We start from the raw sequence: 20,612 nt of genomic DNA, 5'->3' as shown, positions 1-20,612 counted from the left end.
GTGTCGGGTTGGGTTATTCGACTACGATTTCATCGACGAAGAGGTAGCCCTTCTTGCCGTGGGCGCCGTGCCATGCGGGAATCTCGCCGACGGTCTGGGCCTCGACGCGCAGGTAGCGGGCCGACGTTTCGGGGAAGGTCACCGTGTAGCTCTTCAGCCCGTCGGGGTCGGCGGCCGTCTCCATCGGGATGTCGAGCGAGCCCGCCTCGGTGAAGTGCTCGCCATCCTCCGAGACGCTGGCCTTGAGCGCCAGCGGCGCGAAGATGTCCATGCCCTTCTGGACGAGCGTGCCCAGACGCACCGAAGAGTACGAGGCCCCCTGCATGTCGATGGTCACGACCATCGGGTCGCCGAACCAGCCGGTCCAGTCGCCGTTCGAGTAGGTGAAGTCGCTCTCGAAGCCGTCGACGAGCGTTTGGGGGGCGCCGTAGAGGTAGTTGTCGCGCGGCTGCGTGTTGAGGACGATGGGGTGGGCGAGCGCCTTGTTGGCGGTGAAGGTGCGCGTGTAGGGACGCACCTCGATGTTGTCGCGCTGGGCGATGGCCCGAAGCGTGCAGCCGGTGCGGATTTCAATCGGGGCAGTGTAGCGCGTGCTCTTGTCCGTGGGCTCCGAGCCGTCGAGCGTGTAGTAAATCGGGGCGTCGCCCTGCGTGAAGAGGGTCACCTCGACGCATCCCTTTTCGGGGTTGTTCCGCGTCTGGGCGCTCACGCCGAAGACATTTTTGGCGAAGTTGTATCCCCGCGCGCGGTAGATGTCGGTCAGGTGGGAGAGGCTTCCCAGGAAGCGCTCCCACGAGCGGTTGTCCGCCCGGCACCACTGCACCTCGGCAAGGGCCGCCTCACGCGGCAGCAGCATGTATTCGAGCTGCGACGAGGTGGGAATGTATTCAGTCCAGAGGTTGGCCTGCACGCCCAGGATGTGCGCTGCCTCCTCGGGCGTGAGCTCTCTCTCGAACGAGGGGTCGAACTCGTAGACGCGCTCCACGGGGATGTAGCCGCCGATGGCCAGCGGCTCGTTCTCGACGTCGCGCGCCTGATAGTAGTCGAAGTAGAGGCGCGAAGTGGGGGTCATGATAACGTCGTGGCCCATCTTGGCGGCCTTGATACCCCCTTCGGTTCCGCGCCACGACATGACCGTTGCGCTGGGCGAGAGTTCGCCCTCGAGAATCTCGTCCCAGCCGATGATGCGGCGGCCGTGGTCGGCGAGGAACTTTTCGACGCGCTTCGTCACGTAGCTCTGGAGGTAGTGCTCGGCCTTGAACTCGGCGTCATCCTTGAGTCCGAGCGCGCGGATGCGGGCCTGGCACTTGGGGCACTGCTCCCAGCGCTCCTTGGGGCACTCGTCGCCGCCGATGTGGATGTACTCCGAGGGGAAGAGCTCCATGACCTCGGTCAGAACCCCCTCGAGGAACTCGAAGGTCTTGTCGTTGCCGGCGCAGAGCACCTCCTTGGCCACGCCCCATTCGCCCCACACCTCGTAGAGGCCGCCCGTGCAGCCCAGCTCGGGGTAGGCGGCCAGTGCGGCGAGCATGTGGCCCGGAAGGTCGATTTCGGGAATCACCGTGATGCCGTTCTCGGCGGCGTAGGCCACCACGTCGCGCACCTCATCCTGCGTGTAGTATCCGCCGTAGGGGGTGTTGTCGGAGGAGCCCCACTGCTTGCCGACCATCGTATGGCGGCGGACGGAGCCCACCTCCGTCAGACGGGGGTAGCGCTTGATTTCGAGGCGCCAGCCCTGGTCGTCGGTCAGGTGCCAGTGCAGCGTGTTGAGCTTGTGCAGCGCCATGATGTCGATGACGCGCTTCACCTCGTCGACCGGGAAGAAGTGGCGCGAGACGTCGAGGTGCTGTCCGCGGTAGGCGAAGCGGGGTGCATCCTCGATGCGGAGGCAGGGCATCGTCCATGCGACGGTCTCGGCGGCCGGTCCTTCGCCGTAGATGGCCACGGGCAGCAGCTGCTTCATCGTCTGGATGGCATAGAGCACGCCGCGCTGCGACGAGGCGCGCACCGTCACCAGCCGGCGCGTGACATCCAGACCGTAGCCCTCGGCCGGCTGGAGCGAATCGTAGAGGAAGAGGAATCCCTCCGCTGCGGAGTCTCCCGCGCTCATCTCCGACGGCTGGCCGCTGGTCGCCTCAAGCTGTTCGGCGAAGTGCCCGACGGCCTTGCGGGCCGCCTCGTCCAGCTGCGGGTCACAGGTGAAGGGTGCCCCTGCGGCGTGGAACTCGCCCGAGCGGGGTTCGAGCGAATTGGGATAGGGAATCAGGTCGTAGCTCCGGGTGTTGCCGGCGCATGCCGCCAGAAAGAGGCAGCACGACAGAAGGGTAGTCAGTCTGTTCATTAGGGTTTTGGGTTTGGTTGCTGCGCGGAGGCAGATGGTGCAAATATACGAAAATATGGCCGGAGGGCCAAACCTTTCCGGACGCTTTTCGCCCGGCGTCGGCCGATTCCCGGGCGTAGATGGCGCCGCGTTGCGATTTTTTCGCTATTTTTGAAGTCCCGATGTTGCCGCATCGCCCGCTTTGCGCCCGACCTTCCGGGCCGGGGAGGCGGCAATGGAGGGATGATTGACCTCCGAACCCAAAAACCGCTTCGATGAAACATCTCTTTCCGCTTCTTCTGCTGCTTGCCGGCGCCTGCTCCCGCGTGGAGGCGCCCGCACCCGTAGGTCCCGTGCCCGATGCCCGGCAACTGGCCTGGCAGCGCCTCGAAACCTACGCCTTCGTCCACTACGGACTCAACACCTTCAACGACATGGAGTGGGGCTACGGCAATACGCCCGCCTCGACCTTCGACCCCGCGGCTCTGGACTGCGACCAGTGGGTCCGCACGCTCAAGGCGGCCGGCATGAAGGGGGTCATGCTGACGGCCAAGCACCACGACGGCTTCTGCCTCTGGCCCTCGGCCTATACCGACTACAGCGTGAAGAGCTCGCCGTGGCGCGATGGAAAGGGCGACCTGGTGCGTGAGCTCTCCGACGCCTGCCGCCGTCACGGGCTGCGCTTCGGCATCTACCTCTCGCCCTGGGACCGCCACCACGCCGAGTATGGCCGCGAGGCCTACGTGGAGTACTTCCACAACCAGATGCGCGAGCTGCTGACGAACTACGGCCCTCTGTTCGAGTACTGGTTCGACGGTGCCAACGGCGGCGACGGCTGGTATGGAGGCGCCGACGAGCGGCGCAGCATCGACGCGCGGAGCTACTACCGATACGAGGAGGCCCGGGAGACGATTCGCTCGCTGCAGCCCGAGGCCGTCATCTTCGGCGGCACGTGCGCCGACATCCGCTGGATTGGTAACGAGGAGGGCTGGGCCGGCCAGACCAACTGGAGCTTCGTCAAGGGGGCGGGTGACCAGAACGTTAACGACTTCACGCACGGCGAGCGCGACGGCGACCACTGGCTGCCCGGCGAGGTCGATGTCTCGATTCGTCCCGGGTGGTTCTACCATCCGCGCGAGGATACCCAGCTGAAGAGCCTCTCGCAGCTGGTCGACATCTACTACCAGAGCGTGGGACGCAACGCCAACCTGCTGCTCAACTTCCCGGTCGACCGCTCGGGACGCATCGCGGCGGCCGACTCGGCCCGCATCGTCGCGTGGCGGCAGACGCTCGACGCCGAGTTCGCGCACGAGCTGTTGGCCGGAGCCGACGTCGAGGCCGACAACGTGCGCGGCGGTGCGCGCCGCTTCGCACCCGGCCGCACGACCGACGGCAACTGGGAGAGCTACTGGGCTACGGACGACGGCGTGACGGAGGGCGTGCTGACCTTCCGCTTCGAGGCGCCGCAGCATGTGAACCGCCTCCTGCTGCAGGAGTACATCCCGCTCGGGCAGCGCGTGGCGCGCTTCGCCGTCGAGTGGTCCGGCGACGACCGGGAGTGGCATCCGGTCGAGACCGGCGAGGAGCTGACGACCATCGGCTACAAGCGCATCATCCGCTTTGCGGGGGTCACGTGCCGGGCCTTGCGTGTCCGTTTCGAGGAGGCGCGCGGTCCGCTCTGCATCTGCAACGTCGAGGCCTACGACGCCCCCGTGCTGCTCGAGGAGCCGCGCATCGTGCGCGACGGCAGCGGCATGGTGACGCTCCGGGCGGGCGACCGCGGCGCCGAAATCCGCTATACGACCGACGGCACGCAGCCCGATGGCTCGTCGCCGCGTTACGAGGCCCCCTTCCTGCTGCCGGACAAGGGCGAGGTGCGGGCGCTGGTCCGTGACCCGCAGAGCGGCCGCATGAGCGAGGTTGCGGCCCGCCGTTTCGACATTCCCTGCGGTTCGTTCCGCGTCCGTGAACTGGAGCCCGGCGAGCAGGCCAAGATGTTCGACGGCGATGTCACGACGGCGGCCTACCTGCCCCGGGGCCTGAGGAGCTGCACGATTGACATGGGGTGCGAGCGGAGCCTTACGGGCTTTGCCTATACGCCCGACGCCGGGCGCTGGGGCAGCGGCGTGGTCACGCACTACCGGCTGTTGCTCGACGGCCGCAAGGTGGCCGAGGGAGAGTTTTCGAACATTGTGAACAATCCGGTGGAGCAGCTGGTTGAGTTCGCTCCGCAGCGGGGCCGCGTGCTCCGCTTCGAGGCGTGCGCGCTTGCCTCGGGCGACGCCCCCTCCATCGCCGAATTCTCCGTCAGGACCGAATAGGGTATACCCTTCCCCGGAGCGTCAAGCGCCCGGAGCCGAATAGGCTCCGGGCGCTTTTTTCGTTCTGCGGGAGAGGGGCGTATGGCGGGGCGCCGTTTGCCCGGTTTGCGAATGTCGCCGTATGAGGCTTTTCTCCGAGTTGCGCTCCGAGTTGCATCCCGGGTGGCGCAAACGTTCCGTTTGAGCGGGAAAAAGGTTGCTGAGTAAAAAAAATATAGGAAAGAAAGACTCTTTTTTTTACGCCTGCTAAAACGTTTAATCTGAATTGTGATGGCCATTTTGAGGTGAGGCGGTCCTTGATGTCCCGGTCGGGGTATTTGTTTTATTTAGAAAGAATGGTATATTTGTTTTGCGGCGTATGTCAAAATTAAAAAACGGGCCGAGTGTACGTTGAAAAAAACGAGCATAATAGAGATAACTTTTTAAAATAAATAAAAACCGAAGCCTATTATGAACAAACACGCAAAAAACTTCACCGATTGTCGGAAAAACGGAACCAAACCCTCATGGTTCCGGCTTTTTCCATGATTCACCCAAACAGTATGCTTATGTTTAATTTTAACGGTCTTAATTATGTGGAAATCGATTAAGTTAATGCTCGCCACGTGCTGTGCGGCCCTTGTCGTCGGCATATTCGGTGCATTCGCCCAGAACGGAGGCGAAAACTCCGTCCAGGGTATCGTCAAGGACGCCGCCGGCCCGATTGTCGGTGCGACGGTCATCACGCAGGACGGTTCGTCGGGTACGACGACCACCATGGACGGAAGCTTCACCCTGTCGCGGGTCAAGCCGGGCGACGTGATTGTCATCTCGTTCATCGGCTACCAGACCCAGGAGATTCCCTACGTCGGACAGACGATGCTCGACGTGACGCTCCAGGAGGAGGCTACGGCCCTCAACGCCGTCGTCGTAACGGCCATGGGTATCAAGCGCGAGGAGAAGGCGCTGTCGTATAACGTGCAGCAGGTCAAGTCCGATGAAATCACGACGGTCAAGGATGCCAACTTCATGAATTCGATGGTGGGCAAGGTGGCCGGTGTGACCATCAACTCGTCGGCCGTCGGCGCCGGCGGTTCGGCCCGCGTGGTGATGCGCGGTACCAAGTCGCTGACCAAGAGCAACAACGCCCTCTACGTGATTGACGGTATCCCGATGTTCAACACCTCGACCGGCGCCTCCGACATCTCGGTGCTCTCCGACCAGCCCGGTTCGGACGCCGTTGCCGACCTCAACCCCGAGGACATCGAGTCCATCAACATGCTGACGGGTCCCTCGGCAGCCGCCCTCTACGGTTCGGATGCCGCCTCGGGCGTGGTGCTCATCAACACCAAGCGCGGAACGAAGGACAAGACGACGGTCACCTACTCGAACAACACGACCTTCTCGCTGCCCTACATGATGCCGAAGTTCCAGAACAGCTACGTCAATGCGGCCGGCGCACTCGAGAGCTGGGGCGCCAGACAGCACAGCAGCTACAACCCCGAGGACTTCTTCAACACGGGAACCAACGTCATCAACTCGGTGGTCTTCACGACGGGTACCTCGCGGAACCAGACCTACGTCTCGGCCTCGACGACCAATACCTCGGGTCTGCTGCCCAACACGAAGTACGAGCGCTACAACTTCACCTTCCGCAACACGTCATCGTTCCTCAAGGACAAGCTGACGCTCGATGTGGGCGGCAGCTACATCATCCAGAACGACCGCAACCTTACGGCCCAGGGACAGTACTACAACCCGCTGACGTCGCTCTACCTCTTCCCGCGCGGCGACAACTTCGACGAGGTGCGCAACTTCGAGCGCTACAAAGCGGCACGTGAGGTCTACGAGCAGTACTGGCCCTACACCACGGCCGGTATCGGTCTGCAGAACCCCTACTGGGTGGCCTACCGCATGGTGCGCGAGAACAACAAGAAGCGCTACATGTACAACGCCACGCTCAAGTATCAGATTACCGACTGGATGGACATCTCGGGACGTGCCAAGGTCGACAACACGACCAACCGCTACACGTTCAAGAAGTACGCCACGACGGATGCCATCTGGGCCAGCGAGAACGGCGGCTATCAGGACGAGCAGAGCACCTACCAGAGCTTCTACGGCGACGTGATGCTCAACATCAACAAGACGTGGAACGACTGGTCGCTGTCGGCCAACATCGGCGGCTCGATTAACGACCAGCGCTACCAGATGATTGGCCATGCGGGCAACCTGCGCGACGCCAACCTCTTCGCCGTCCACAACCTCGACTACACGACCAAGTACAAGCCCAAGCAGGCCGGCTGGCACGACCAGGTTCAGTCGGTGTTCGCCAACGTCGAGGTGGGCTGGCGCTCGATGCTCTACCTGACCGTTACGGGCCGCAACGACTGGGATTCGCGCCTGGCCGGTTCGAAGGAGTCGTCGTTCTTCTATCCTTCGGTGGGTCTTTCGGCCGTCGTTTCGAACATGTTCGACGCTCCGCGCTGGCTCTCCTTCCTGAAGGTGCGCGGTTCGTATGCCGAGGTGGGTAGCGCCTTCGACCGCTTCCTGACGCGTTCGTCGTATCCCTTCAACGAGGAGTCGAAGAACTGGGAGACGCTTGCCCGTTATCCGGTCTACGAGCTGAAGCCCGAAAAGACCAAGTCGTGGGAGGTCGGTGTGAACGCCAAGTTCCTCAACAAGATTTCGTTCGACTTCACCTACTACCGTTCGCACACCACCAACCAGACCTTCAACGTGCCGCTGTCGGCATCGTCGGGTTACGACTACGTGCCCATCCAGAGCGGTGACATCCAGAACCAGGGTATCGAGATGGGCATCGGCTACAACAACAAGTGGGGTGACTTCACCTTCAGCACCAACTACAACTTCACGTGGAACCAGAACAAGGTGATTCGCCTGGGCGGCGGCGTCGTGAACCCCGCAACGGGCGAAGTGGTCGAGATGGAGACCTGGGAGCAGGGCAACTTCGGCAACCTCGACGCCCGCGTCATCCTCAAGGAGGGCGGCTCGATGGGCGACGTCTATGCCGCGCACGTGCTGGCCACCGATTCGAACGGCAACATCAAGGTTGACCCGCAGACCGGAGCCATCTCGATGATGGCCAAGGATGTGAAGCTGGGTTCGATTCTTCCCGACTTCAACATGGGCTGGAGCAACAACTTCGACTACAAGGGCATCAATCTGGGTGTGACCTTCTCGGCCCGCATCGGCGGTATCGCCCTCTCGAGCACCGAATCGTTCCTCGACCAGTACGGCGTATCGGAGCGTTCGGGCAGGGCGCGCGACAACGGCGGCGTGCCGGTCAACTACGGCAAGGTCGATGCCAAGACCTACTATCAGGGAATCGCCGGCTACGGCGCCTACTACGCCTACAGTGCGACGAACGTCCGTCTGCAGGAGCTCTCGCTGGGATATACGCTTCCCGCAAAGTGGTTCCGCGACAAGGTGCGGATGACCGTTTCGTTCGTGGGCCGCAACCTGTGGATGATTTACTGCAAGGCTCCGTTCGACCCCGAGGTGACCGCTTCGACGACGAACAACTACTACCAGAGCTACGATTACTTCATGCTCCCGAGCACGCGTAATTTAGGTTTCAGCGTCAAACTCCAATTCTAAAAAATGTTCCCGATTATGAAAAAGGTATTGAAATATATTGTAGGCGTTGCTTTGCTGCCGCTTGCCTTAGCCGGATGTACCAGCAACTTCGACGAATACAACACCAACCCCTACGAACCGACGACGCTCGACGTCCGTCAGTTCTTCGCGGAGATGCAGGACTGCTTCGCGTCGCCCGAAGAGAACCCCTACCAGCGGAACGCTACCTTCTGGGCCTGTTTCGGCGGATACATCACCGCGCCGCACAGCTGGTCGCGTTCGACGCTCTATTCGACCTGGAACATCGACGACGACTGGAACAAGTGGACCGTCGACTGGTATTACACCAAGTTCTATCCCTCCTATTTCCAGGTGGAGAACTACACCGAGAAGCAGGGCCAGTACTATGCGCTGGCGGTGCTGCACCGCGTGGCCGTGATGCAGTATGTGCTCAACCTCCAGGGCCCGCTGCCCTATTCGCAGGTGACCAACGGCAAGTATGCCGTCCCCTACGACGACGAGAAGACGGCCTGGCACAAGATGTTCGACGACCTGGATTTCGCCATCGCCGAGCTCTCCAACGCCATCGACCCCAACTACCGTCCGATGTCGGGCTACGACCGTGTCTACAACGGTGACTATGAGAAGTGGGTCAAGTTCGCCAATTCGCTCAAGCTGCGCATGGCCATCCGCATCTCGGGCGTCGATGCCGAGTACGCCAAGCAGCAGGCCCTGTCGGCCATCAACCATCCCATTGGCGTGATGACCTCGAACAGCGACAGCGCTTATGACAACCTCAACGGTCGTTTCCCGAACGGTTTCTACCAGGTGGGTACGGGCTGGGGCGAGGCTCGTCTGAATGCCTCCATCACCGCCTACATGAACGGCTACGAGGACCCGCGTCGCGAGAAGCTCTTCACCGAGGCTACCGTTGCCGACACCTCCGGCTACATCGGCGTGCGTTCGGGCATCGCCGGCGCCAACAAGGCCGACTTTGCCGAGTACTCCCAGTGGAACGTAACCTCGACCACCCCCATCCCCTTCTTCGTTGCCGCCGAGGTGGCCTTCCTGCGTGCCGAGGGTGCGCTGCTGGGCTGGGACATGGGCGGCACGGCACAGCACTGGTATGAGGAGGGTATCCGTCTGGCCTTCTCCGAGGTGGGAGCCCAGGGTGCCGAGGACTACATCGCCAACAGCACGGCCAAGCCGGGCAACTACGTCGACCCGAAGAACAGCGCCTACAACTACAATAACCGCAGTACGATACCCATTGCCTGGAGCGCCGTTTCGTCCAACGAGGAGCACCTCGAGCAGATTATCACCCAGAAGTGGATTGCCAACTTCCCCAACGGACTCGAAGGGTGGTGCGACTTCCGTCGCACGGGTTATCCCTACCTCTTCCCGGCCTACAACAACCAGTCGACGCAGGGCGTGACCAACGAGCGCCAGCAGCGCCGTCTGCGCTTCTCGCTCTCGGAGTACCAGACCAACAACGCGAACGTGACGGCGGCCGTCGGCATGCTGAGCAACGGTCAGGATTCGGACAACACCGACCTGTGGTGGGCCAAGAAGAATTGAGTATAAACCTTAGATTCGAACAAGACTATGAAAAAGAAGATATTGAATCTGGGCATCCTGGCATTTGCCGCGGCGCTTGTGGCGGGCTGCAGCGACTGGACCGAAGCGGAGCCCAACAACTACTTCGAACCTCGCCCCGCCGAGTATTACGAGCAGCTGCGCGAGTGGAAGAAGACCGACCATTCGGTGACCTTCGGCTGGTTCGGCAACTGGACCGGTCAGGGTGCGTCGCCCGTCAACTGTCTGATGGGTCTGCCCGACAGCGTCGATTTCGTCTCGATGTGGGGCAACTGGTATGGCCTTTCGCCCGAGAAGTGGGCCGACAAGCGCGAAGTGAAGAGCAAGAAGGGCACGCGTGTGACCATCTGCTTCATCGTGGCCAACTGCGGTGACCAGACGACTCCCCAGTCGGTGCGCGACAACTGGCAGGCCAACGGCTTTGCCAGCGAGGATGCGGCGGTGAAGGACTTCTGGGGCTGGGTGGACGGCGACCAGGCCGCCATCGATGCCGCCATCGCCAAATATGCAAAGTCGATTGTCGATACGATTGACAAGTACGACTGGGACGGCTTCGACTTCGACTACGAGGCCAACTACGGTTCGCCGGGCAACATTGCCGGTCCGTACCTCGGCGACTCGGGCGACCCCGAAACGAACCGCCAGCGCACGAACTTCCTGACCTTCGTCAAGGAGCTGGGCAAGTACCTCGGACCCAAATCGGGAACGGACCGCCTGCTGGTCATCGACGGCGAACCGCAGAACATGCATCCCGATGCGCGCGACTACTTCGACTACTACATCATCCAGGCCTACGCCTGCTACTCCTACTCGAATCTGGACTCCCGCTACGAGAAGCTGCTCCGGGGTCTTGAGGTCGGGGACGACGAGGCGCTCAAGCAGATGGTGACCGAGCGGTTGATTTGGTGCGAGAACTTCGAGAGCTACGCTGCCGACGGCGGTGTGACCCACACCACGCGCGACGGCCAGACGGTCAATTCGCTCAAGGGCATGGCCATGTGGGAGTCGCAGTACGGCTACCGCAAGGGCGGTGTCGGAACCTACCACATGGAGTATGAGTACAGTCTTGCCGGCCACTCGATTGAGTACCCCTATCTGCGTGAGGCTTCGGCCATCATGAATCCTCCCATGAAATAACAAAGCGAGCAAAAGGTTATGAAAAAGAACAGAATCTATATCGGATTAGCCCTCTGCCTGGCGGCCGTGCTGGGTACGGGGTGCGAAGATGCCAATTACGATACGATTGACAACGGGCTCTACATCAAGGAGGCATTCAGCTCCAAGGGCCTCACGTCGAGCAAGATTACGGTCGATGCCGAGGATGTGACGGTGACGCTTACCCCGTCGCTTTCGCGTCCGCTCTCGTCGGATGTCACGGTGAAGCTGGAGATTGACCCGACGCTGCTCGAAACCTACAATGCGGCCAATGCAAGCAGCTATCAGGTGCTTCCGGCCGAGTACTATGAGATGCCGGCCGAGGGTGTCATCCAGGCCGGATTCACCAGCGGTGACGCGATGGTCATCACGGTGAAGCCCTTCGAGGCGGAGGATGGCGCCCAGTATGCCCTGCCGCTCAAGGTCGTTTCGCCGCAGATGAACTCGCTGCCCTCTTCGTCGAAGTACCTGGTGCTCTGCGACCAGCCTCTTGTCCAGTCGGTTCCCTACATGGACTACACGTCGCACCTCAAGTGCGAGCCGCTTGACGGAAGCGGCGAGATGGCCCGCAACTGGGGACTCAGCCTCAACGAGTGGTCGCTCGAATTCTGGGTATGGATGGACGGCTTTGCCATCAACAACCAGGCGCTCTTCGATTCGAACGACATCTACATCCGCTTCGGCGATGCGATGATTGACTTCGACCTGCTGCAAATCAAGACGCTCGGCACGCAGGTGAATACCGTATCGCACTTCACGCCCGAGACGTGGACGCATGTGGCCATTACCTTCGATACGGCCGGTCTGCTGACGATTTATGTCAACGGTGTGAAGGATGTGACGCTCCAGACCAAGGGCGGTTCGGTTCCCGTGGACTACCTCCAGATGGTATGCTCGGGTGCCACCTACTTCCGCAACCATTGCATGATGGCGCAGGTCCGCTTCTGGAAGAAGTGCATCTCGGCCAGCCAGATTGAGTCGAACCGCTACTATTCGATTGCGCCGACCGACGACATGGTGGGTTACTGGCGCATGGACGAGGGCAGCGGCGACATCTGCAGCGACTGCACCTCGAACGGTCGTCATGCCCATGCCAGCGCTCCGCTGACGTGGCGTGAGAACCAGCGTTTCGACGGCAAATAGTCATTAACGGTAATGTAAATTGAAAACGGATATGAAAGAAATACATGGCGTTTGCAGCTGTAGCCCTCCTCGGTGTGGGGGCTGCGGCCTGCAGCGACGACGAAGGGGACACCTCGTGGTTTGAAACATACGCTTACCTGGTGCCTGAGCATCTTGGTATCCTCGACAAGTCGGTGACGCTCAGCCATACGGCTGCGGGCATCACGGGCGACGCGTCGCTGGTCTTCAGCGTCGGCCTGAACAAGGCCGCGGCGAAGGACCTGACCTTCTCGTTTGATGTTGTTGCCAGTGAGACGCTGCCTGAAAATGCGGTTGCCCTTTCGAAACAGGAGGTGACCGTTCCGGCCGGCGAGCTTGTCTCGGCTCCCGTGACACTCTCCGTTTCCGACTGGAGCTTTGCCGCCGATATGCGCGACAAGGCGGAGTATTCGATTGCCGTCTCCCTTGCGCAGACCCCCGGCGTGGAGCTGGGGCGTCAGAATCTGCTGACGCTCGACATCACGAAGAACGCCTATCTGAATCTCAAGGCCGAGGCTCCGGCCAACCCCAAGCAGATTGACCGTACGAACTGGGTATGCTCGAAGATGGATGGCATCGAGGGTGACGCCAACGTATTGAAGGGCACGGCCGGCGGCGATGTGGCTTCGAACTCCGCACCCTGGTGGGTGATGGTCGACATGGCGGCAACCCACACCCTCATCGGTGCCAAGACCACCCATTGGGCTTCGGCCTTCGCTCCCACGCAGATTGAGGTGGAGACCTCGGCCGACGGGACGAACTGGACGAGCCACGGTGTGCTTGACGTCTGGGGCGGAACGCAGAACTGGAGCTTCATCGAGCCCGTGACGTGCCGCTACCTCCGTTATACGGCTCTTGCTCCGAATTCGCGCACGGACATCACCGGCATGTTCCTCTACGAGGCCCAGTAGCCAATCGGGCATTCATTCAAGGAGCCGCCTTCCGAACGGGAGACGGTTCCTTTTTTGTTACCCTGCAGGTGCCCCGCAGGCGGCCGTATGGGGCTGTTGTACGACCTCTGCACCGTGGCGGCAGGAAGCGACGGCCGGAGGCGGCAGCGGCGGCAGAATCGCCTGTTTGGGGCCTTGGCGCCCTGTCTGACGGCAAGGAAGGCGGCTGTTGGTGTGGGGGGGCGGCTATTGTCGGCGCAGCACCTTCTCAAAGGCTTCGCGGTGCTCCGCTCCGTAGCGGATTTCGCCGCAGCGGACGAATCCCGCCTCGGCGAGCAGTGCGAGCATGCCGGCGTTGTCGAAGTTGGTGTCGACGCGGAAGCTGCCGATGCCGCGCGTGAGGGCCAGTGCCTCGACGCGCTGCATGAACCGGCGCGCCACGCCCTGTCGGAGCCGCTCCTCGGCCACGGCCAGCCGGTGGACCATGACGTAGGGGCCTGTGGTCAGCCACCGCCCCTCGATGGCCTCGTAGGCCGGTTCGCCCTCGAAGAGCACGGCGCCGTAGGCCACCGTGAGCCCCGTCTCCGCCTCCGCAAGCAGATGGCCGTAGCCCCGCTCGATGTCGCGCCGGATGTCCGTCGCAGCGGGGTAGCCGTTCTGCCACTGGCTGCTCCCGCGGGCCCGCATGCGGGCCTGCGCCGCGCGGATAATCTCCATGATGCGCCCGAGGTCGGCCTCCGCGGCGGGCCGGAACAGAAGTTGGTCGTGTGTCATGCCGCAAAGGTAGCGATTCTTCGGCCAAGTTGCGACGAAATGGCGTGCAGAGTCTCCCTTTGTCATGACGAATCGTCCGCTTTTGTGACAATTTGTGACACACTGTGCGCTTTGGCCTTCTGGCACGGCATTTGACCATATTGGGGGCGAAGCCGCTCCGAAAGGGGCGGGTCCAAAAAAGCAAATGTTGAACTAAAATAAATAGGAGGACAAAACTATGGTACCTGCAAGACGTAACAATCAGAATTGGTTGCCGAGTATTTTCAATGATTTCTTCGACAATGAGTGGCTTGAGAAGCGCAACACGACCTCTCCGGCCGTCAACATCATCGAGAATGAGGACGAGTTCCGCATTGAGGTGGCAGCGCCGGGCATGACCAAGGAAGACTTCCATGTCGACGTCAACCCCGACAACGAGCTGGTCATCTCGATGGAGAAGAAGAACGAGGAGAAGGAGGAGGATCCCAAGAAGAAGGGTACCTACCTGCGTCGCGAGTTCTCGTACAGCCGCTTCCAGCAGAGCCTGTTGCTGCCTGACAACGTCGAGACCGAGAAGATTTCGGCCAAGGTCGAGCACGGAGTGATGACCATCGACATTCCCAAGAAGAAGGTCGAGGAGAAGGCTCCTGCATCGCGTCGCATCGAAATCAAATAATCGTCGCAGCCAAGCCGAACGAGGGAGAATTCCTGCAAGGGGATTCTCCCTTTTTTTGTGCCCTGCGGGGCCGGACCGGGAGCGGGCGGTTGCCGCGCCTTTGTCGATGCGGACCGGGCCGGAGGAGGGGGAGGTCGCTGCGGAGTTGGGCTGGGGCACGAACCGACTCATTGCCGCCTCGGGGTAGCGGGGTGGTGCACCGGGGGCGGAATTGAGCGCGGCGGCGGGGATGTCGACCGCCTGGCGCGCTTCGGCCGGAAGCGCTCCTGCGGCATCCGGCGCCCGTGCCCGACGGTTGCTTCCGATGGCGGCGCAGTGCCGGGAAAAATCGACCGGCAACGGCGAAAATCGGGCCGTTCGATACCAAGTTGGCGCAATTTACGCTATCTTTGAGGCCGGTTTTTGCGCCATACAGACAAACATATCCGTAACATTACAAAGAACAATCGATGAAAGTCGGACTCTTTATCCCCTGTTATATCAACGCGCTCTACCCTCAGGTGGCGCGCGCCTCCTACGAGCTGCTCGTTCGGCTGGGGTGCGACGTGGAGTATCCGCTCGACCAGACCTGCTGCGGCCAGCCGATGGCCAACGCCGGGTTCGAGCAGGATGCCAAACCGCTGGCTGAACGGATGAACGACCTCTTCGCACGCTTCGACTACGTGGTGGCCCCCTCGGCCAGCTGTGTGGTCTTCGTCAAGGAGGGTTATCCCCGGCTGCTGGAGCACTACGACGAGCATGCCTGCGTCGATTCGCGCATCTGGGAAATCTGCGAATTCATCCACGACGTCGTCCGCCCCGAGCGGCTCGACGCCCGCTTCCCCCACCGGGTGAGCCTCCACAACTCCTGCCACGGCGTGCGCCGGCTGGGCCTTTCGTCGCCCAGCGAGCGGCACGAGCCCTACCTCTCGAAGTTGCGCGACCTGCTCGAGATGGTCGACGGCATCGAGGTCCGCGAACCCGCGCGGCGCGACGAGTGCTGCGGCTTCGGCGGCATGTTCTCCGTCGAGGAGAACGCCGTGTCGTGCGCCATGGGACGCGACAAGGTGCGCGACCACATGTCAACGGGCGCCGAATACATCACGGGCGCCGACTCCTCCTGCCTGATGCACATGCAGGGGGTCATCGACCACGAGAAGCTCCCCGTGAAGACCATCCACATTGTCGAAATTCTCAATTCGCACTCATGAGCAGCCATTCCAAAGCAGCAAAGCGGTTCGTAGCCGACGCCGAACGCATGGCGTGGCACGACCGGGCGCTTTACGCCGTGCGCGAAAAGCGCGACCGGATGGCGCATTCGGTTCCCGAGTGGGAGTCGCTGCGCGAGACGGCATCCGCCATCAAACGACATACGCTCAGCCGTCTGGGCCACTACCTCGAACTCTTCGAGCGCAACGCCACGGCCAACGGCATCGAGGTCCACTGGGCCGAGGATGCCGCCGAGATGAACGCCACGGTGTGGCGCCTGGTCCAGGAGCACGGCGGGCAGAACCTCATCAAGAGCAAGTCGATGCTCTCGGAGGAGTGCGGCCTGACCCCCTACCTGCGCGAGCGCGGGGTCGATGCCGTCGAGAGCGACCTGGGCGAGCGCATCATGCAGCTTCTGAAGCTTCCCCCGAGCCACATCGTGCTGCCGGCCATCGGCGTGCGGCGCGAGGAGGTCGGCGCGCTCTTCACCCGCGAGATGGGCACCGAACCGGGCAACAGCGACCCGACCTACCTGACCCATGCGGCGCGGCGCAACCTGCGCGCCAAGTTCCTCGGGGCCGACATCTCGATGACGGGCGTCAACTTCGCCGTCGCCGAGACGGGCGCCCTGGCCGTCTGCACGAACGAGGGCAATGCCGACCTGGGCACCTCGTTCTGCGACCTGCACATCGCCATCATGGGGCTCGAGAAGGTGATTCCCGACATGCGGTCGCTGGGCGTCTTCACGCGGCTGCTGGCCCGTTCGGGTACGGGACAGCCCGTGACCACCTACACCTCGCTCTACCGCCGTCCCGCCCCCGGCAAGCGCATCCACGTCATCATCGTCGACAACGGCCGTACGGAGTGGCTGGCCAACGAGGCGCACCGCAACATGCTCAAGTGCCTGCGCTGCGGCGCCTGCATGAACACCTGCCCGGTCTATCGCCGTTCGGGCGGATACTCCTACTCCTACTTCATCCCCGGACCGCTGGGCATCAACCTCTCGATGCTGCGCTCGCCCAAGCTCCACCACGGCAACGTCTCGGCCTGCTCGCTCTGCTACTCCTGCTCGCACGTCTGCCCGGCGAAAATCGACCTGGGCGAACAAATCTACCTCTGGCGCCAGCAGCTCGACCGCGACCATCTGGCCGACCCCGCCAAGAAGGCGGCCGTCAAGGTGATGGATGTCATCATGCGCTCGCCGCGCTGCTTCTACGGCGGCATTGCGCTGGCTCGCGTGGCCGAACACCTCCCGGCGTGGATGCTCGACAACGGGTTGAATCCCTGGTGTGCTCCGGGACGTGCCATGCCCCGTTTCGCACCCCATACCTTCAATGCCCTCTGGAAGCGGGGCGGAATCGAAAAAACGACCGACCATGAATAGCAAAGCGAAGATTCTCGAGCGCATCGCCCGTGACGGCATGCCCGAATACCCCTATCCCCAGTTTGACTTCACGCCGCAGCGTTTCGACGACCGTGCGGCCACCTTCGCCGAGCGGCTCGCCGCTGCCGGGGGCCGGGCCGTATGGGTCGAGGAGGGTGAATCGCTCGCCGCTGCCGTGCGCCGCTGCTATCCCGAGGTGCGGCAGATTGCCTCGACGATGCCCGATGCCGGAGCGACGATGAATCCCGACGAGGCGGAGGATGCCCGCTCGCTGGTCGACGTCGAGCTGGCCGTTGTCGAGGGTTGCTTCGGCGTGGCCGAGAACGGTGCCGTATGGATTCGCCAGAACATCCGCCACAAGGCGCTCTACTTCGGTGCCACGGCGCTGCTCATCGTCATTCCGCGCGACGCGCTGGTCGATACGATGCACGAGGCGGTCGTGCGGCCCGAGGTGGCCGACTTCGACTACGGCTGCTTCGTCTCGGGTCCTTCGAAGACGGCCGACATCGAGCAGGCGCTGGTTTTCGGCGCCCACGGCCCCATGTCGGTGACGGTGCTGCTGCGGTAGTGCGCCGCGCGGATTGGATTTCTCGCGCGCTTTTCGTACCTTTATCGACCGAATACCGCCAACCCTTTTTCCGATGATTACAACCGAACTGTGTGCCTATACGCGTGCGGCGTGCGACGTGGCCCGCCGCTGCGGCGTGTCGCGCATCGAACTCTGCTCCGCCCCGCTCGAGGGGGGCACCACCCCCTCGGCCGCACTGCTGCGCTACGCCCGTTCGCTCGGGGGCGTGCGGCTGAGCGTGATGATTCGCCCGCGCGGCGGCGATTTTCTCTATACCGACGACGAGGTCGAGCTGATGGCCGCCGAGATACGCTTCGCCCGCGAGTGCGGAGCCGACGGTGTGGTGCTGGGGCTGCTGACGGCCGACGGCGAGGTCGACGTGGAGCGTACGACCTGCCTGGTGCGCGAGGCGGGACCCCTCGAGGTGACCTTCCACCGCGCATTCGACATGGTGCGCGACCCGCAGCGGGCGCTCGAGGCGCTCATCGCCTGCGGCTGCCGCCGCGTGCTCACCTCGGGAGGCCGCAATACGGCGCTCGAAGGCATCGAGCAGCTGCGTGCGCTGGTCGCCCGGGCGGCCGGCCGCATCGAGGTCATGGCCGGCAGCGGCGTCAACGCCTCGAATGCCCGCCTGCTGGCCGCAACGGGGGTCGATGCCCTACACTTCAGCGCCCGCCGCAGCCGCGAGAGCGCGATGCGCTACCGCAACCCTGCCGTCTCGATGGGGGGCTGCGCCGAGGTGCCCGAATATGTGGTAACCGATGCGGACGAAGAGCTCGTCCGTCAGATACTAACCCAACTTGAACCATGAAAAGACAACTGCTCCTGCTGCTCGGCGTCGTGCTCTGCGCCTGTACGCCGAATCCCTACGGACGGGGTGTTCCCGCCTCCTACGTCCCGCTGCTCGATGCGGCGTTCGAAGAGACGCCGCGTGCCGACTCGCTGCGTGCGTTGCTGAGCGACACGCCCTGTGAAGAGCGCGAGGCGATGGCCTACCTGATTGCCTGGATGCCGCGGGGCGACCGCGACACGATGTCGCTCGACCTGCTGCGCGAGGATGTGCACTACGCCTGCCGGGCGCGGAGCGAGTTTGAGTGGGCGCAGAAGCTGCCCGACTCGATTTTCCTGAACGAGGTGCTTCCCTATGCGGCCGTCGACGAGGTGCGCGACAGTTGGCGCGCCGACTTCTACCGGCGCTTCGCTCCCCGCGTGGCCGGCTGTAAGACCCTGCGCGAGGCCTTCGAGGCGGTCAACCGCAGCCTGCGCGACGAGGTGCAGGTCGACTACAACACCCTGCGCGAGAAGACCAACCAGAGCCCCGCCGAATCGATGCGCCAGCACATGGCCTCCTGCACGGGGCTCTCGGTGCTGCTGGTCGATGCGCTGCGTGCGGTGGGCGTACCGGCGCGCTTTGCCGGCACGGCAGCCTGGCACGACAACCGCGGCAACCACAGCTGGACCGAGGTGTGGCTCGACGGCGAGTGGCACTTTGCCGAGTATTACTATGCGGGGCTCAACGAGGCGTGGTTCCTCGCCGACGCCGGCAAGGCTTCGCCCGACGACCGTGCGCATGCCGTCTATGCCGTCTCGTTCCGTCCGACGGGCGACTGGTTCCCCATGGTGTGGAGCGAGTCGTCGCGCGAGGTGCATGCGGTGAATGTTTCGCAGCGCTACATCGACCTGAGCGCCTCGCGCGAGAGCGAGCAGGTGAAGCAGGGAACGCACGTGTGGGTCTCGTTCCGCATGTTCCGCGATGCGCGCCACGCCGCGGAGTCGGGTGACCGCGTGGCGGCCAACGTCGACGTCTTCAACGCCGACGGGCTGCAGGTGGGCGGCGGCCGGACCGCAGGCCCGACGCAGGACATGAACGACGTGCTGAAGTTCCTGCTCGAGAAGAACCACAGCTACCTCTTCCGCTATACGAACGGCGCCGACCGTCCGGTCGAGATGAAGGTTGAGGTGGGCGACGCTCCGATGACCGTCGACGGCTACTGGGAGTAGCGTGCAGTCACCGGCTGCCAACGATAAAGGGAGGCTCCGCATCGTGCGGGCCTCCCTTTTTTACGGCGTTTGCGGCGCCTCGTGCCGGCGTCTCAGAGCAGCGTGACGTTGGGCTTCGGCCGTCCGAAGCTGCGGGCAAGTGCGGCGGCGAAGGGGGTCTCGAAGCTGCGGGCTCCGACGGGGCATCCCTTCACGCAGGCGCAGCAGCGGATGCAGCGCGAAGGGTCGGTCTCCTCCTCGCGGCCGCGGGTGATGGCCCCCGTAGGGCAGCCTGTGGCGCAGCGGCCGCAGTGGATGCAGCGTGCGGCGTCGGTTCGGGGAAGCAGCACGACGGGGTGCCGCTTCTGGCGGCGGAGGTAGCTGAGGGCAAAGGCGATGAAGCGCAGCAGCGGCAGCAGCGGGGTGTGGGGCGTGCGGAGCCGTGCGACGTCGACGGATGCGGCCCCTGCACCGGAGAGCTTAGCGTGGATGCGCTCGCCGAAGAGCCGGGCTTCGCCCAGGTCGCGGTCGTCGGGACGCCCGGCGGCGATGGGCGTGGCGGGCGAGGAGTAGGAGTGCTCGCCGATGAAGGCCCCTGCCGCTACGGTGCGGAAGCCCCGCTGGGCAAGGAAGGCGTCGAGTTCGCGGAGGGCATGGTCGAAGGCGCGGTTGCCGTAGAGGACCACCGCGACGGCGGGGGTGTCGTGGCCGCGGAGTGCCGCCATGCGCTCGAGCGCCAGCGGTGCGGGGTGCCCGCCATAGACCGGAACGGAGACGACGAGCAGAGCGTCGGCGTCGAGCTCCGTGGCGGGAGCGGCGCCGAAGGTGATGTCGCAGCAGCGGGGTGCGGGCTCCTCCGCCGTGCGGATTCCGCCGGCGATGGCCTCGGCGATGCGCCGCGAGGTGCCGGTGGGTGAGAAATAGAGGGTGACGAGCTTGTCGGGTTTCATGTCGTTTGTGTGTCGTTGATGCAAAGGTAGCCTTTTTGGAGGGAAGCCGGCCGCTGCAGGTGCGGCGATTTCCCGTTCCGGCGAAAAAAAA

15 protein-coding genes are annotated in these 20,612 nt (G+C 63.1%); 12 read left to right on the top strand and 3 right to left on the bottom strand.

The annotated features are described in order from the left end of the window. Nucleotides 1-13 precede the first annotated feature (13 nt). Entirely contained in the window at nucleotides 14-2,341 is a 2,328-nt protein-coding gene (locus B5F90_RS03530; protein ID WP_087361210.1) for a family 20 glycosylhydrolase, read from the bottom strand. Between the two features lie 254 nt (nucleotides 2,342-2,595). Here B5F90_RS03530 and B5F90_RS03525 point away from each other — a divergent pair, with 254 nt between their 5' ends. The 6 genes from B5F90_RS03525 (at nucleotide 2,596) to B5F90_RS03500 (ending at nucleotide 13,043) form a co-directional block, all read left to right on the top strand. Continuing rightward, a complete protein-coding gene (locus B5F90_RS03525; protein WP_087361208.1) occupies nucleotides 2,596-4,641 on the top strand; it encodes an alpha-L-fucosidase in 2,046 nt (681 codons plus the stop codon). 573 nt (nucleotides 4,642-5,214) lie between these two features. Beyond that, nucleotides 5,215-8,241, top strand: a complete 3,027-nt coding sequence (locus B5F90_RS03520; protein WP_087361206.1) for a SusC/RagA family TonB-linked outer membrane protein — start codon at nucleotides 5,215-5,217, stop codon at nucleotides 8,239-8,241. Between the two features lie 15 nt (nucleotides 8,242-8,256). After that, complete coding sequence (locus tag B5F90_RS03515) at nucleotides 8,257-9,798, top strand: SusD/RagB family nutrient-binding outer membrane lipoprotein (RefSeq protein WP_087361300.1); 1,542 nt, start codon at nucleotides 8,257-8,259, stop codon at nucleotides 9,796-9,798. Nucleotides 9,799-9,825: 27 nt separating this feature from the next. Next, on the top strand, nucleotides 9,826-10,953 hold the full coding sequence (locus tag B5F90_RS03510) for a glycoside hydrolase family 18 (protein WP_087361204.1): 1,128 nt from the start codon (nucleotides 9,826-9,828) through the stop codon (nucleotides 10,951-10,953). An 18-nt stretch (nucleotides 10,954-10,971) separates the two neighbouring features. Then, nucleotides 10,972-12,114 carry a DUF1735 and LamG domain-containing protein gene (locus B5F90_RS03505; RefSeq protein WP_087361202.1) on the top strand — a complete coding sequence of 381 codons (1,143 nt, stop codon included), beginning with the start codon at nucleotides 10,972-10,974 and terminating at the stop codon, nucleotides 12,112-12,114. A gap of 44 nt (nucleotides 12,115-12,158) precedes the next feature. Next, on the top strand, nucleotides 12,159-13,043 hold the full coding sequence (locus tag B5F90_RS03500) for a discoidin domain-containing protein (RefSeq protein ID WP_087361199.1): 885 nt from the start codon (nucleotides 12,159-12,161) through the stop codon (nucleotides 13,041-13,043). A 225-nt stretch (nucleotides 13,044-13,268) separates the two neighbouring features. Here the strand turns inward: B5F90_RS03500 and B5F90_RS03495 are convergent, their stop codons facing one another. Then, nucleotides 13,269-13,796: a GNAT family N-acetyltransferase gene (locus B5F90_RS03495; protein ID WP_087361197.1), complete on the bottom strand. Its 528-nt coding sequence runs from the start codon at nucleotides 13,794-13,796 to the stop codon at nucleotides 13,269-13,271. A 217-nt stretch (nucleotides 13,797-14,013) separates the two neighbouring features. On the opposite strand from B5F90_RS03495, the gene B5F90_RS03490 reads away from it, so the two are divergent. From B5F90_RS03490 to B5F90_RS03465, 6 genes are all read left to right on the top strand, one after another. Then, nucleotides 14,014-14,451, top strand: coding sequence for an Hsp20/alpha crystallin family protein (locus B5F90_RS03490; protein ID WP_087361194.1), 438 nt, complete (start codon nucleotides 14,014-14,016; stop codon nucleotides 14,449-14,451). 449 nt (nucleotides 14,452-14,900) lie between these two features. Further along, entirely contained in the window at nucleotides 14,901-15,641 is a 741-nt protein-coding gene (locus B5F90_RS03485; RefSeq protein WP_087361192.1) for a (Fe-S)-binding protein, read from the top strand. Continuing rightward, nucleotides 15,638-17,023 carry an LUD domain-containing protein gene (locus B5F90_RS03480; protein ID WP_087361190.1) on the top strand — a complete coding sequence of 462 codons (1,386 nt, stop codon included), beginning with the start codon at nucleotides 15,638-15,640 and terminating at the stop codon, nucleotides 17,021-17,023. The genes B5F90_RS03485 and B5F90_RS03480 overlap by 4 nt, the downstream gene beginning before the upstream one ends. Beyond that, complete coding sequence (locus tag B5F90_RS03475; RefSeq protein ID WP_087361188.1) at nucleotides 17,016-17,591, top strand: LUD domain-containing protein; 576 nt, start codon at nucleotides 17,016-17,018, stop codon at nucleotides 17,589-17,591. The genes B5F90_RS03480 and B5F90_RS03475 overlap by 8 nt, the downstream gene beginning before the upstream one ends. A gap of 76 nt (nucleotides 17,592-17,667) precedes the next feature. Next, on the top strand, nucleotides 17,668-18,402 hold the full coding sequence (locus B5F90_RS03470) for a copper homeostasis protein CutC (protein WP_087361299.1): 735 nt from the start codon (nucleotides 17,668-17,670) through the stop codon (nucleotides 18,400-18,402). Then, entirely contained in the window at nucleotides 18,399-19,592 is a 1,194-nt protein-coding gene (locus tag B5F90_RS03465; protein ID WP_087361186.1) for a transglutaminase-like domain-containing protein, read from the top strand. The genes B5F90_RS03470 and B5F90_RS03465 overlap by 4 nt, the downstream gene beginning before the upstream one ends. Nucleotides 19,593-19,684: 92 nt before the next feature. On the opposite strand, the gene B5F90_RS03460 is transcribed toward B5F90_RS03465, so the two are convergent. Further along, nucleotides 19,685-20,521, bottom strand: coding sequence for a 4Fe-4S binding protein (locus B5F90_RS03460; RefSeq protein ID WP_087361184.1), 837 nt, complete (start codon nucleotides 20,519-20,521; stop codon nucleotides 19,685-19,687). Nucleotides 20,522-20,612: the final 91 nt, after the last annotated feature.

Origin of the sequence: Alistipes sp. An31A, assembly GCF_002159425.1 — a bacterium.
GTDB classification, from domain to species: domain Bacteria; phylum Bacteroidota; class Bacteroidia; order Bacteroidales; family Rikenellaceae; genus Alistipes; species Alistipes excrementigallinarum.
Note: the sequence above shows the minus strand (reverse complement) of the source record. Positions and strands in the feature narration are given on the sequence as shown.